General features: G+C 67.4%; 18 protein-coding genes. 7 read left to right on the top strand and 11 right to left on the bottom strand.

Annotation, left to right across the window (positions count from 1 at the left end):
- Positions 1-120: 120 nt before the first annotated feature.
- Genes aroQ through aat form a run of 4 tightly spaced genes read left to right on the top strand, consistent with a single transcriptional unit; the run spans position 121 to position 3,085 of the window.
- Entirely contained in the window at positions 121-558 is a 438-nt protein-coding gene (gene aroQ / locus LXB15_RS08540) for a type II 3-dehydroquinate dehydratase (RefSeq protein ID WP_233952430.1), read from the top strand.
- 31 nt (positions 559-589) lie between these two features.
- Positions 590-1,054, top strand: coding sequence for an acetyl-CoA carboxylase biotin carboxyl carrier protein (gene accB / locus LXB15_RS08535; RefSeq protein WP_233952429.1), 465 nt, complete (start codon positions 590-592; stop codon positions 1,052-1,054).
- 10 nt (positions 1,055-1,064) lie between these two features.
- The gene (gene accC / locus LXB15_RS08530) at positions 1,065-2,414 is read left to right on the top strand and encodes an acetyl-CoA carboxylase biotin carboxylase subunit (protein WP_233952427.1); all 1,350 of its coding nucleotides are present in this window, start codon (positions 1,065-1,067) and stop codon (positions 2,412-2,414) included.
- A 2-nt stretch (positions 2,415-2,416) separates the two neighbouring features.
- Positions 2,417-3,085, top strand: coding sequence for a leucyl/phenylalanyl-tRNA--protein transferase (gene aat / locus LXB15_RS08525; protein WP_233952425.1), 669 nt, complete (start codon positions 2,417-2,419; stop codon positions 3,083-3,085).
- Here aat and LXB15_RS08520 read toward each other — a convergent pair.
- From LXB15_RS08520 to gatB, 4 genes are all read right to left on the bottom strand, one after another.
- A complete protein-coding gene (locus LXB15_RS08520; protein ID WP_233952424.1) occupies positions 3,025-3,429 on the bottom strand; it encodes a DUF2155 domain-containing protein in 405 nt (134 codons plus the stop codon). The genes aat and LXB15_RS08520 overlap by 61 nt on opposite strands.
- 178 nt (positions 3,430-3,607) lie before the next feature.
- On the bottom strand, positions 3,608-3,988 hold the full coding sequence (locus tag LXB15_RS08515; protein ID WP_163045485.1) for an NADH:ubiquinone oxidoreductase subunit NDUFA12: 381 nt from the start codon (positions 3,986-3,988) through the stop codon (positions 3,608-3,610).
- 76 nt (positions 3,989-4,064) lie between these two features.
- Positions 4,065-4,565 carry an N-acetyltransferase gene (locus LXB15_RS08510; RefSeq protein ID WP_233952423.1) on the bottom strand — a complete coding sequence of 167 codons (501 nt, stop codon included), beginning with the start codon at positions 4,563-4,565 and terminating at the stop codon, positions 4,065-4,067.
- Entirely contained in the window at positions 4,562-6,061 is a 1,500-nt protein-coding gene (gene gatB, locus LXB15_RS08505) for an Asp-tRNA(Asn)/Glu-tRNA(Gln) amidotransferase subunit GatB (protein ID WP_233952421.1), read from the bottom strand. Before gatB ends, LXB15_RS08510 begins: the two co-directional genes overlap by 4 nt.
- A gap of 156 nt (positions 6,062-6,217) precedes the next feature.
- Here gatB and LXB15_RS08500 point away from each other — a divergent pair, with 156 nt between their 5' ends.
- Together LXB15_RS08500 and LXB15_RS08495 are read left to right on the top strand one after the other, a co-directional pair.
- Positions 6,218-6,802: a Uma2 family endonuclease gene (locus tag LXB15_RS08500; protein WP_233952419.1), complete on the top strand. Its 585-nt coding sequence runs from the start codon at positions 6,218-6,220 to the stop codon at positions 6,800-6,802.
- 122 nt (positions 6,803-6,924) lie between these two features.
- Positions 6,925-7,527 (top strand): Uma2 family endonuclease, encoded by a 603-nt coding sequence (locus LXB15_RS08495; protein WP_233952418.1) that lies wholly within the window; start codon positions 6,925-6,927, stop codon positions 7,525-7,527.
- Between the two features lies 1 nt (position 7,528).
- On the opposite strand, the gene LXB15_RS08490 is transcribed toward LXB15_RS08495, so the two are convergent.
- From LXB15_RS08490 to LXB15_RS08470, 5 genes are all read right to left on the bottom strand, one after another.
- The gene (locus tag LXB15_RS08490; RefSeq protein ID WP_233952417.1) at positions 7,529-7,765 is read right to left on the bottom strand and encodes a hypothetical protein; all 237 of its coding nucleotides are present in this window, start codon (positions 7,763-7,765) and stop codon (positions 7,529-7,531) included.
- A 4-nt stretch (positions 7,766-7,769) separates the two neighbouring features.
- Entirely contained in the window at positions 7,770-9,251 is a 1,482-nt protein-coding gene (gene gatA, locus LXB15_RS08485) for an Asp-tRNA(Asn)/Glu-tRNA(Gln) amidotransferase subunit GatA (protein ID WP_233952416.1), read from the bottom strand.
- The gene (locus LXB15_RS08480) at positions 9,248-9,718 is read right to left on the bottom strand and encodes a GNAT family N-acetyltransferase (RefSeq protein WP_233952414.1); all 471 of its coding nucleotides are present in this window, start codon (positions 9,716-9,718) and stop codon (positions 9,248-9,250) included. Before LXB15_RS08480 ends, gatA begins: the two co-directional genes overlap by 4 nt.
- Before the next feature lie 6 nt (positions 9,719-9,724).
- Positions 9,725-10,012, bottom strand: coding sequence for an Asp-tRNA(Asn)/Glu-tRNA(Gln) amidotransferase subunit GatC (gene gatC / locus LXB15_RS08475; RefSeq protein ID WP_233952412.1), 288 nt, complete (start codon positions 10,010-10,012; stop codon positions 9,725-9,727).
- A 108-nt stretch (positions 10,013-10,120) separates the two neighbouring features.
- Positions 10,121-10,822: a metal-dependent hydrolase gene (locus LXB15_RS08470; RefSeq protein WP_233952410.1), complete on the bottom strand. Its 702-nt coding sequence runs from the start codon at positions 10,820-10,822 to the stop codon at positions 10,121-10,123.
- Between the two features lie 147 nt (positions 10,823-10,969).
- Here LXB15_RS08470 and ruvX point away from each other — a divergent pair, with 147 nt between their 5' ends.
- Entirely contained in the window at positions 10,970-11,440 is a 471-nt protein-coding gene (gene ruvX / locus LXB15_RS08465) for a Holliday junction resolvase RuvX (protein WP_233952407.1), read from the top strand.
- Here the strand turns inward: ruvX and LXB15_RS08460 are convergent.
- Both LXB15_RS08460 and LXB15_RS08455 read right to left on the bottom strand, forming a co-directional pair.
- A complete protein-coding gene (locus LXB15_RS08460) occupies positions 11,437-11,724 on the bottom strand; it encodes a DUF6105 family protein (RefSeq protein ID WP_233952405.1) in 288 nt (95 codons plus the stop codon). The genes ruvX and LXB15_RS08460 overlap by 4 nt on opposite strands.
- Positions 11,724-12,263: a hypothetical protein gene (locus LXB15_RS08455; protein WP_233952402.1), complete on the bottom strand. Its 540-nt coding sequence runs from the start codon at positions 12,261-12,263 to the stop codon at positions 11,724-11,726. The genes LXB15_RS08460 and LXB15_RS08455 overlap by 1 nt, the downstream gene beginning before the upstream one ends.
- Between the last annotated feature and the right edge of the window lie 81 nt (positions 12,264-12,344).

Here is a 12,344-nt window from a genome sequence, read left to right as displayed (position 1 = left end):
CATGGCCGGGCCGGACCGGCCAAACCCGCAGGCGGCGCTTTCCCCGGCGGCGCGATGGCTCTATAGGGACAGGCAAGCGCGGCGGGCACGCGCGGCCGCCCCGAAACAGAACGAGGGTCGATGACCTCGACGATCTACATCCTCAACGGACCGAACCTCAACACGCTCGGCCGGCGCGAACCCGCGATCTACGGCTCGACCACCCTTGCCGACGTCGAGCACCGCTGCCACCAGGTCGGCACCGCCGCGGGGCTTGCGATCGTCTTCCGGCAATCGAACCACGAGGGCGAGCTGGTCGACTGGATCCATGAGGCACGCGACGAGGCGGCGGCGATCATCATCAATGCCGGCGCCTACACGCACACCTCCCTCGCCATCCACGACGCGCTCCGCTATTTCGACAAGCCGATCGTGGAGGTGCACATCTCCAACATTCACGCGCGCGAAGAGATCCGCCACAAGAGTCTCATCGCGCCGATCGCGCTGGGCATGATCGTCGGGTTCGGGCCGCTTGGCTACGAGCTCGCCATCACTGCCCTCAAGGCGCGCCTCACCTAGAGCATCGGGGCCCAACGGCCGAAGGAAACAGATGTCCAGAGAAGATCACAATCTCGACCCGGCGCTGGTGCGCGAGCTGGCGACCATCCTGAACGACACGGACCTGACGGAGATCGAGATCGAGCGCGGTTCGGTCCGGGTGCGCGTGTCGCGCCAGAAGGACTATCCACAGCCGATGCAGTATGTGCAGGCCCCGCAGCAGATGCAGTCGGCGCCCGCTCCCGCGCCGCTTCCGGCGCCAGCGGCCCCCAGCGGGCCGGAGGCCGGTTCCGTGCCTTCTCCGATGGTCGGCACCGTCTATCTCGCCTCCGCGCCGGGGGCCAAGAACTTCATCGAGGTCGGACAGCAGGTCGCCGAGGGCGAGACGCTGCTGATCATCGAGGCCATGAAGACCATGAACCAGATCCCGGCGCCGCGTGCCGGCCGGATCACCCGCATCTGCGTCGAGAATGCCCAACCCGTGGAATACGGCGAAGCGCTCGTCGTGATCGCTTGAGGGACCGGGCATGTTCAAGAAGGTCCTGATCGCCAACCGCGGCGAGATCGCGCTGCGGGTCCTGAGGGCCTGCAAGGAACTCGGCATCCCCACCGTGGCGGTGCACTCCACCGCCGACAACACCGCCATGCACGTGCGTCTTGCCGACGAGAGCGTCTGCATCGGCCCGCCGCCGTCGCGCGACAGCTATCTCAACATTCCCTCGATCGTCGCGGCCTGCGAGATCTCGGGCGCCGATGCGGTGCATCCCGGCTACGGCTTCCTGTCGGAGAACGCCCGTTTCGCCGACATCCTCGACGCCCACAACATCACATTCATCGGCCCGACCGCCGAGCACATCCGGATCATGGGCGACAAGATCGAGGCCAAGCGCACCGCGATGCGGCTCGGCATTCCGGTCGTGCCCGGCTCGCCCGGCGCCGTGACCGACGACGACGAAGCGCTGCGCATCGCCGACGAGATCGGCTTCCCGGTGCTCGTCAAGGCATCCGCCGGCGGCGGCGGCCGCGGCATGAAGGTGGCGCGCTCGCGCGAGGACCTGTCGGTGGCGCTGTCCACCGCCCGCACCGAAGCGGGCGCCGCCTTCGGCGACGACGCGGTCTACATCGAGAAATATCTCGAGAAGCCGCGCCATATCGAGGTGCAGGTCTTCGGCGACGGCAAGGGCAACGCCATCCATCTCGGCGAGCGCGACTGCTCGCTGCAACGCCGCCACCAGAAGGTCTGGGAAGAAGCCAATTCGCCGGCCCTGACCGAAGAGCAGCGCGCCTCGATCGGCGGGATCTGCGCCGATGCGATCGCCAAGCTCGGCTATCGCGGTGCCGGCACCATCGAGTTCCTCTACGAGAACGGCGAGTTCTTCTTCATCGAGATGAACACCCGCCTGCAGGTCGAGCACCCGGTCACCGAGGCGATCACCGGCCTCGACCTCGTCCACGAGCAGATCCGCGTCGCCGCCGGCCAGGGCCTGTCGATCACCCAGTCGGAGATCGTCTTCTCGGGCCACGCGATCGAGTGCCGCATCAATGCCGAGGACCCGAAGACCTTCGCGCCGTCGCCCGGCACCATCACCCACTACCACACGCCCGGCGGGCTGGGCGTTCGCGTCGATTCGGGCGTCTATCAGGGCTATGCGATCCCGCCCTTCTACGACAGCCTGATCGGCAAGCTGATCGTCCACGGCCGCAACCGGGCGGAATGCATGATGCGCCTGCGCCGGGCGCTGGACGAGATCGTCGTCGACGGCGTCAAGACGACGCTGCCGCTGTTCCGCGATCTGGTCGACAATCCCGACATCGGCGCCGGCGACTACGACATCCACTGGCTGGAGAACTACCTCGCCGCAGGCGGGGCCGGGTAATCATGGTTCGGCGGGGCGGTCAGCGGTTCGAGATCACGCCGGCCATCCTTCTGAAAGCCTATGCCTGCGGCATCTTCCCGATGGCCGAGAGCGCCGAGGATCCGCGCATCTTCTGGATCGACCCGACCGAGCGGGGCATCCTGCCGCTCGACCGGTTCCATTTGTCGCGCAGCCTGCGCAAGACGATCCGCCGGCAGCCCTTCGAGATCCGCGTCGACACGGCCTTCACCGCCGTCGTCGATGCCTGCGCCGAGCCCGCGCCGGGACGGACGCAGACCTGGATCAACAGCCAGATCCGCTCGCTCTACATCGCGCTGTTCCGGGAGGGCTTCGCGCATTCCGTCGAAGCCTGGGAGGGCGACCATCTGGTCGGCGGCCTGTACGGGGTATCGCTGGGCGCGGCGTTCTTCGGGGAAAGCATGTTCTCGCGGCGCACCGACGCGTCGAAGATCGCCCTCGCCTATCTCTGCGACAGGCTGAAGCGGGGCGGCTACCAGCTGCTCGACACGCAGTTCCTTACCGACCATCTGGCGAGTTTCGGTGCGGTCGAGATCCCCCGCGACGACTATCAGCTATTGCTCGAGGAGGCTGTCGCCGCCGAGGCGACGTTTCACCCGTCGGGCGCCGGGACGGCCGAATCGGTCTTACAGTCCTTCAGCCAGACGTCGTAGACCGGGTGCTCGACGGCATTGAGCCCGGGGGAATCGGCAAACATCCAGCCCGAGAAGATCTGCCGGATCTCGCGATCGAGGGTGATCTCGTCGACCTCGATGAACGCGTCCGTGCGGGCCGCCTCGCCTTCGGCGCTGGTGTAGCAGACCTTCGGCGTGACCTGCAGCGAGCCGAACTGCACCGTCTCGTCGATATAGACGTCGAAGCTGGTGATCCGCCCGGTGATCTTGTCGAGCCCGGAAAACACCGCCACCGGATTTTCGACACGCTGCTGCGCGCCGGCCGGGGCGCACGGCAAGGCGAGCAGCGCGGCGAATATCGACGTCGAAACGAGGCGCTTCATCGGATGACCTTCAGTCGGCAATGCGGCAGGCCCGAGCAACTGCCATGCAATTGCGGCGGAGACCGGGACGGACGGCGCCCGATACTGCGGGAGCCGGCGACTCACGACCACCCCAACCGGCGGCGACACGGCGCGGTGTTGCGGCGAGACCTTTGCCCGGATGTCGTGCGTGATGCTCTCAGGGCGTCCAGGCGTCGTAGTCGCCGGTGACGCGCGGCCGATCGGCCGGGTTGAGCAGCGAGCCCTTCGGGCGATACGCCTTGCCGGTGCCGGTGAAGTTCGGCAAATGCGGCTTCTCCCAGGCGTGCGGCCGGTAGTCCTCGACGGTCGGCGGCGTGTCGACGCGGTGGTGCATCCAGCCGTTCCAGCCGGGCGGGATCATCGAGGGCTCGGCGGGGCCGTTGTAGATCACCCAGCGTTTCGAGCCGTCGGCATTCTCGTGATAGACGTTGCCGAACTCGTCGGTGCCGACGTTCCGGCCGAACCGCCAGGTGTAGAACCTCGTGCCGATCGTCTGACCGTTCCACCAGGTGAAGATCTGCAGCAGCCAGTCTTTCATCGCGGTCCCAATCCGTCTCGATGCCGGGACCTTATGCTGCCCCGTCCATGAAATGTCCATTGCCGGCGGCCGCCGCTCAGCCGAGCCGCTTCTCGTAGATCGCCGCCGGGATCCCCGAATCGGCGGCGCCGCAATTTGCCGTCGAGCCGGTCTTGGCGAAGCCTTTGGCGCGGTAGAAGGCGATGGCCGGCTCGTTGGCCTCCTCCACCTCCAGCCGCAGCCGTTCCGCCTGCGGAAACGACTCGATGATCTCGGCGAGCAGCGCGCTGCCGAGACCGTCGCCCTGGCAATCCGGGTGGACATAGAGCTGGTGCAGCACGACCGTCTTGCCGTCGGGGCCGGCTGCCGCGGCGAACGCCATGCCGCCGATCCGCGCGCCGTCGTCGCCGACGACGAACTCGGCGTTCAGCTTGCCGAGGCGAGACTTCAGCGCCGCCACCGAATGCCACGCGCTGGTGATCTCCGTCACCCGCTCGGCGCCGTAGATGCCGTCATAGGTGGCGTGCCAGGTCTCCCCGAGCAGCGCGCTGACCGCTTCCAGGTCGCGCAGGCCGGCGGTACGGACGTAAAAGGTCATTCGACGCCGAGCTTCGCCTTGACCAGAGCGTTAACCGCGCCGGGGCTTGCCTTGCCCCCGGTCGCCTTCATCACCTGGCCGACGAACCAGCCGGCCAGCGACGGCTTCGCCTTGGCCTGCTCGACCTTGTCAGGGTTGGCGGCGATCACTTCATCGACCGCGGCCTCGATCGCCCCGGTATCGGTGACCTGGCGCATGCCGCGCGCCTCGACGACCGCTCGCGGGTCGCCGCCCTCGGCCCAGACGATCTCGAACAGCTCCTTGGCGATCTTGCCGGAGATCACCCCCTCGCGGATCAGGTCGAGGATCGTTCCCAGCTGCTCGGCCGAGACCGGGCTCGCCTCGATCGACTTGCCCGCCTTGTTCAGCGCGCCGAGCAGATCGTTGATCACCCAGTTTGCGGCCTGCTTGGCATCTCGCCCCTCGGCGACCTTCTCGAAATAGTCGGCGATCGCCTTTTCGGAGACGAGGATCGAGGCGTCGTAGGCCGACAGGCCGGCATCGGCAATCAGCCGGTTGCGCTTCGCATCCGGCAGCTCCGGCAGCTCCTTCAGCAGCGCGTCGATATAGGCCTGGTCGAACTCCAGCGGCAGAAGGTCGGGATCGGGGAAGTAGCGGTAGTCGTGCGCGTCTTCCTTGCTGCGCATCGCCCGTGTCTCGCCCTTCACCGGGTCGAACAGGCGCGTCTCCTGATCGATCGTGCCGCCGTCCTCGAGGATCGCGATCTGTCGCCGCGCCTCCGATTCGATCGACTGGCCGACGAAGCGGATCGAATTGACGTTCTTGATCTCGCACCGCGTGCCGAAGGCGCCGCCGGGACGGCGCACCGACACGTTGACGTCGGCGCGCATCGAACCCTCGTCCATGTTGCCGTCGCAGGTGCCGAGATAGCGCAGGATGGTCCGCAGCTTGGTGAGGAAGGCCTTCGCCTCGTCGGCCGAGCGCATGTCGGGCTTGGAGACGATCTCCATCAGCGCGACGCCGGAACGGTTGAGGTCGACGAAGGACATCGTCGCGTGCTGGTCGTGCAGCGACTTGCCGGCGTCCTGCTCGAGATGCAGCCGCTCGATGCCGACCTCGATCGTCTCGAACTCGCCCTTGGAGTCGGGCCCGACCGCAACGGAGACGATGCCTTCGCCGACGATCGGATCCTTGTACTGCGAGATCTGGTAGCCCTGCGGCAGGTCCGGATAGAAATAGTTCTTGCGGTCGAACAGCGAGCGGTGCCGGATCTCGGCCTTCAGGCCGAGCCCGGTGCGGATCGCCTGGCGCACGCATTCCTCGTTGATCACCGGCAGCATGCCCGGCATCGCGGCATCGACGAGGCTGACATGGTCATTGGGCGCGCCGCCGAAGCTGGTCGAGGCGCCGGAGAACAGCTTCGACTCCGACAGGACCTGCGCGTGCACTTCCATGCCGACGATGATCTCCCAGTCACCGGTCGCCCCGGCGACGAAGTTCTTGGGGTCGGGCGTGCGGGTGTCGACGAGGGTCATGGCGTGTCCGGAAACCTGCTGGTGGGCGTGGTAGTTCGCTAGAGGAAAGGCAGCGGGGGTTCAAGCGCGGCGGCCGGCGCGGGCCCTGCCGCGCGGCTGGCTGCGACAGCTATCCCTATATGCTAGCTTCCAGGGGACTTCTTCAAGGAGCGGCTGATGAGCGCCCTCGCAGAGACAACGCCTCCCGCGGACCTGCCGACCGGCCTGAACGTCGCGGCCTTCCTCGCGTGGGCTCCTCGCCAGGCGGGACGGTACGAGCTGGTCGAGGGAACGCCGAAGATGCAGCCATACGTCAAGCTGAACCACAATCGCATCGTGGCCAACCTGACCCTGGCGATCGGGCCACAGCTTGACCCGCGACGCTTCGAACTGGCCGCCGGCGATTTCGCGGTAGAGGTCGGACCGAGGACGCTGCGTTATGCCGACCTGATGGTCCTGCCAGCCGGCAAGGACGGTCACATACGATCGGTGCCCGATGCCAAGCTGCTCGTCGAGGTCCTGTCGGAGTCCACCATGCATGTGGATTTCGGCGAAAAGCGCCACGAGTACATGAGCCTGCCCGACCTTGAGATCTATGTGGTGCTTGCCCAGGATGAACCGCGGGCCTGGATCTGGCAGCGCGACGAGAAACGGCTTTGGCCGCATGATCCGCTGATTATCGAAGGTGCCGACGCCGTCCTGTCGCTGCCGTACCTTGGGGCATCGGTTCGCCTGGCCGACGTCTACCGGAACGTCGCATGATGACGGCACGCCCAGGGACGATCCGCGATCACGACCACCATTCGACGAGCCATGGTCCACGCGCTGCTGCGATCCCATTGCCTCTGTGCTAGGTTTTCGGGGCTTTCTTCAAGGAGCGGTTCATGAGCGCCCTCGCAGAGACGCGGCCGCCGTCAGATCTGCCCACAGGTCTGACGATCGCCGCCTTCTTTGATTGGCTGGAAAGCCAGCCGAGACGGTACGAGCTCGTGGACGGGGCGCCGCAGATGCAGCCATTCGTGAAACGGTCGCATTCGCAGATCGCTGGCAACATAGCCCACATTCTTCAAACGAAGATCGACCGTTCGGCCTTCATCGTCCACCAGGGCGACTTCGCGATCCAGACGGGCCCCCGATCGATCCGTTACGCTGACATTCTGGTCGAACCGGCAGGAAGATCGCCGGGCGACCGCTCGACCGACAATGCCGTCCTCATCGTCGAAGTCCTGTCCGAGTCGACGGCGCCCGAGGATTTCGGACCGAAACGCGTCGAATATCAGGGCCTGGCGGCGCTCCGGACCTATCTCGTCGTGGATCAGGAAACTCCCCGCGTCTGGCAATGGGACCGTGGCGATGACGGCAAATGGCCCGCGCTTGCGACGATCTCTAACGCCGGTGCGCCATGGGTGGCGGCACTGAACTGCGAGCTTCCGTTCGATGAAATCTATTTCGGTGTTCCGCTGGCCACCAACGACCCGCGCGACTGAGTCAGTCAGCCCGCAGCGCCGCGATGATCTCCGCGCGCTCGTCATCGAGGCTGCCCGTCGCCGCCGGTCGGCCCGCCCGGCGATACCAGTAGGCGGCATTGTCGGGGTCGCCCTCCACCCGGTGCAGATGCGCGTGGATCCAGGCGGCCTCGGCCGACGGATCGTCCTGGACCACGGCGTGTGCGCCCAGCCAGTCGCCGGCGGCCAGATAGTCCAGCGCCTCGCGCAGCGGGCTCATCGGCCTACCACCATTTCGCCGGCTCGAACCTTCCGGCCGCCTGCTCGATCACCGAGCCGAGCGAGAACAGCGTTTCCTCGTCGAAGGGCCGGCCGATTAGCTGCAGGCCGAGCGGCAGCCCCTGCTCGGTCAACCCGGCCGGTACGGCGATGCCGGGCAGGCCGGCCATGTTCACCGTGACGGTGAAGATGTCGTTGAGGTACATCTTCACCGGATCCGAAGCCATGTCCTGATCGGCGATGCCGAAGGCCGCCGATGGCGTCGCCGGCGTCAGCAGCGCGTCGATGCCGTCGGCATAGACCGTCTCGAAGTCGCGCTTGATCAGCGTCCGGACCTTCTGGGCGCGCAGGTAATAGGCGTCGTAATAGCCGGCCGAGAGCACGTAGGTGCCGATCATGATCCGGCGCTTGACCTCGCGGCCGAAACCCTCGGCCCGGGTCTTCTCGTACATCTCCGTCAGGTCCCTGCCGGGCACCCGCAGGCCGTAGCGCACGCCGTCGTAGCGCGCGAGGTTGGACGAGGCTTCGGCGGGGGCGACGATGTAGTAGGCCGGCAGCGCGTATTTCGTATGCGGCAGCGAGACGTCGACGATTTCGGCGCCGGCGTCCTTCAGCCAGGCGATGCCCTGCTGCCAGAGCGCCTCGATCTCGCCGGGCATGCCGTCGACCCGGTACTCCTTCGGCACGCCGATCCGCAGCCCCTTCACCGAGCGGCCGACGGCGGCCTCGTAGTCCGGCACCGGCCTGTCGACGGAGGTCGTGTCCTTCGGGTCGACTGAGGCCATCGAGCGCAGCATGATCGCCGCGTCGCGGACGTCGCGGGCGATCGGGCCGGCCTGGTCGAGCGAGGAGGCGAAGGCGACGATGCCCCAGCGCGAGCAGCGCCCGTAGGTCGGCTTGATGCCGACCGTGCCGGTCAGCGCCGCCGGCTGGCGGATCGACCCGCCAGTATCGGTCGCCGTGGCGCCGGCCGCCAGATGCGCGGCAACCGCCGCCGCCGAGCCGCCGGAAGAGCCGCCCGGCACGAGATCGACATTCGAGCCCTTGCGCCGCCACGGGTTCTTCACCGGGCCGTAGCAGGAGCTCTCGTTGGACGAGCCCATCGCGAACTCGTCCATGTTCAGCTTGCCGAGCATCACCGCGCCGTCCGCCCAGAGATTGGCGGTGACGGTGGATTCGTAGCGCGGCTCGAATCCGTCGAGGATCCTGCTGCAGGCCTGGGTATGGACGCCTTGCGTGGCGTAGAGATCCTTGACGCCAAGCGGGATGCCTTCGAGCGCCCCGGCTTCCCCCTTCGCGATGCGCGCATCCGACTGCGCCGCCATGGCCAGCGCCTTGTCCGGCGTCGGCATGACATAGGCGTTCAGGGCGCCATTCGCGGCCTCGATCGCCGCGACATAGGCCTGGGTCAGCTCGGTGGCCGAGAACGCCTTCGCCTTCAGCTCGTCGCGCGCTTCGGCGATGGTCAGGGATGTCAGTTCGGTCATCGGGGCAGCATCTTCTCGTAAAAGCGACTGTATTCGGAATCGGGATAGTCGAGGAAGGCGCCGCGGCGGATGAAGCCGGCCCGCTCATAGAGCGCCCAGGCCGGCTCGAAGCCGGCCGTGCCGCCGGTCTCGAGGACCAGCCGTTCGAGTTCCTGCCGGCGGGCCTCCGCCTCGATCGCCTGCAGCAGGCGCCAGCCGACACCGGTTCCCCGCGAGGCGGGGACGGAGAACATCCGCTTCACCTCGCCGAGCACCGCATCGTGGCGCCGCAGCGCGCCCATGCCCACCACGCCGCTGGATTCGTCCCGGGCGACTAAGACCGTGGTGTCATCCCCCGCCATCTGTTCCGCCGTCATCTGGAACTGGAATTCCGGCGGCGACAGAGGCCCCAGATGGGCGTTGAGATCGGCGACCAGCGCCCGGACAGCATCCTGCAGGGGCGTCTCGACGGCGATGGTGACGGCCATGCGGCGCTACTCCACCACCTTCGGCACGACGAAGAAGTGATCCTCGCTCACCGGCGCATTGGCCACGATGTCGTCGGCCTTGCTGCCGTCGGTCACCACGTCCTGGCGCTTCTTCATCGCCATCGGGATCACCGAGGTCATCGGCTCGACGCCCTCGACATCGACCTCGCCGAGCTGCTCGACGAAGCCGAGGATGGCGTTGAGCTCGCCCTCCATGGCCGTCACATCTTCATCGGTGACGGCAATGCGGGCCAGGCGGGCGACCCGGCGGACGGTGGCTGTATCGACGGACATGGCGGTCCTTGCGAACTGTCGGATGATATCGCGCGAGCTATAGCGACGCGGCCGGGGCGAGGCAACGCCGGCCGCGGACACGCGCTCCGCAGCCGGCAGAGCCGGTCGTCAGACCTCGAAGGGGACGCCGATCGCCGGGTTGCGCACCTTGCCGGCGTCGCCCTCCATCGCCTCGACGAACTTGTCGGGACTGGCATCGAGCGGCGGGAACGTTCCCCAGTGAATCGGGATGATCGAATCGAAGTTGAAGTAGCGGCGGCAGGCGAGCGCCGCGACGGCCGCGCCCATGGTGAAGCGGTCGCCGACCGGCACCATGGCGATCTTCGGGGCGTGCAGTTCCTCGATCAGCGCCATGTCGGAGAAGATGTCGGTATCGCCCATATGATAGACGGTCGGCGCGTCGTTGAAGTGGAAGACCAGGCCGTTCGGCATGCCGAGATAGGTGACGCTGCCATCCTCCTCGATATTGCCGGAGGAATGGAAGGCCTGCGTGAGGGTCACGGTGAAGTCGTCGAAGCTGACGGTGCCGCCGGTGTTCATCGGCTCCACGGCCTCGGCGCCCTTGGCATTCAGCCAGCTCGCCAGTTCGAAGGTCGCCACCACCTTGCAGCCGTGCCGCCGCGCGATGTCGAGCGTGTCGCCGACATGATCGGCGTGGCCGTGGCTGAGGACGATGTGGGTGACCCCGCGGGCCGCTTCCTCGACAGAGCCCTTGAAGTGCGGATTGCCGGTCAGGAACGGGTCGATCAGGATGACCGCGGTCCCGGCTTCGATCCGGAAGGCGGAATGGCCGAAATAGGTGATCTTCATGGGGTACTCCCTGCGGCTGGACGAGGCGGGCGGCCGCCCTGTCCGAGCCGCCGCTGCGCGTGCTAAGTGCGCGACAGCCGCCCGGCGTCAAGCCGGACGGGCAGCTTCCGGCGTCTTCGCCACCGCCCACACGGAGACAGTGCGTCCATGCCGGTCCTGACGCTCGAGGAATTCGCCGCCACCGTGCCGACCGGCCGGACGATCGCGGGATTCGACCTCGGCACCAAGACGATCGGGCTGGCGATCTCCGACCTCGGCCAGCGCTTCGCGACGCCTCGCAAGGTCATCGCGCGCACGAAGTTCACCGCCGACGTCGCGGCGCTTGCCGCCGCCCTTGCCGCCGACCGGGTCGCCGGCATCGTGATCGGCCTGCCGCTGAACATGGATGGATCGGAAGGTCCGCGCGCCCAGTCGACCCGCGCCTTCGTGCGCAATTACGTCCGGCTCGACGAGCGACCGCTGATCTTCTGGGACGAGCGGCTGTCCACCGTTGCGGCGGAGCGCGGCCTGCTGGAGGCGGACGTATCGCGCGCCAAGCGGGCGACCCGCATCGACTCGGCCGCTGCAGCCTTCATCCTGCAGGGGGCGCTGGACCGTCTGACGCAGTTCCGCGCCTAGGCGACGGGCTCTGCCGGGCGGCGCTGGCGCCACCATTCCGCGATCCGGCGGCGGCGGCGAAAGGCGATGATTGCGCCGAGGACGAGGCTGTCGAAGACCAGCGCCTTGGCGATCATCGGCGGGATCGTCGCGGGATCGATGCCGAGCATTTCGCCATACACGGCGAAGACATGGTCATGCAGCGCCCGCGAGAAGACCAGGTCGCTGACGTCGTTCAGCGAGAGGAAATACCAGCTCCAGAAGATCGCGAGCGGCGCCAGCCAGAGAACGAGGAGCGTGCGCATCAGCCTTGGTCGCTTTCGCCGGAGGGACGGTGCTCGCGCCGCGCCAATGCATCGCGCCGGGCGGCCTCGATCGCGCGCATGGCGGCTTCGAATTCCCGGTCCCCCGCGTCGTCAGGGGCGACCAGATGATCGAAGAGCAGCGCACCGAAGCTGAGTGCCAGAGCAAACAGGAAGCCGGGCCCGGGCCCGAACAGGCCGGCAAGCGGCGAGCCGGTGAGCGAGGCGGCGGCGTAGAGACCGAAGAATGCCGTCAGCAGGCTGGCGGCGGCCCGCTCCGCGGTAAGGACCACCTGCGACGGCGCCGCCTGCAGCCCCGCGACGGCGGCTCCCAGTCCGACGGCGAGAGCGGCAAGGATCGCCCCGAACGCCGCGGCATCGGCAGCGGCAAGGCCCAGGGGAGCCGGCAACGACAGGGAGGTCGCAAGGCCGCCGGGCGCCCCGTGACCAAGGAGCCCGGCCTCGCCCAGCAGCCCGAGGGCGCTGACGGCGCTGAACCCGGCCCAGGCGCTGAGTGCCAGGGTGGTCGACATGCGCTGCATGGGACCCTCCTTCCGTCATGGTTAGCGATCCGTTAACGCGCACTGTCTTCCCGGGGCGCTTCGGCCGCAATCGAAACCGTT

The sequence above is a fragment of the Aurantimonas sp. HBX-1 genome, assembly GCF_021391535.1.
Taxonomy (GTDB): domain Bacteria; phylum Pseudomonadota; class Alphaproteobacteria; order Rhizobiales; family Rhizobiaceae; genus Aurantimonas.
The sequence above is the reverse complement of the archived record's forward strand: the minus strand, read 5'-3'. Positions and strand labels throughout refer to the sequence as shown.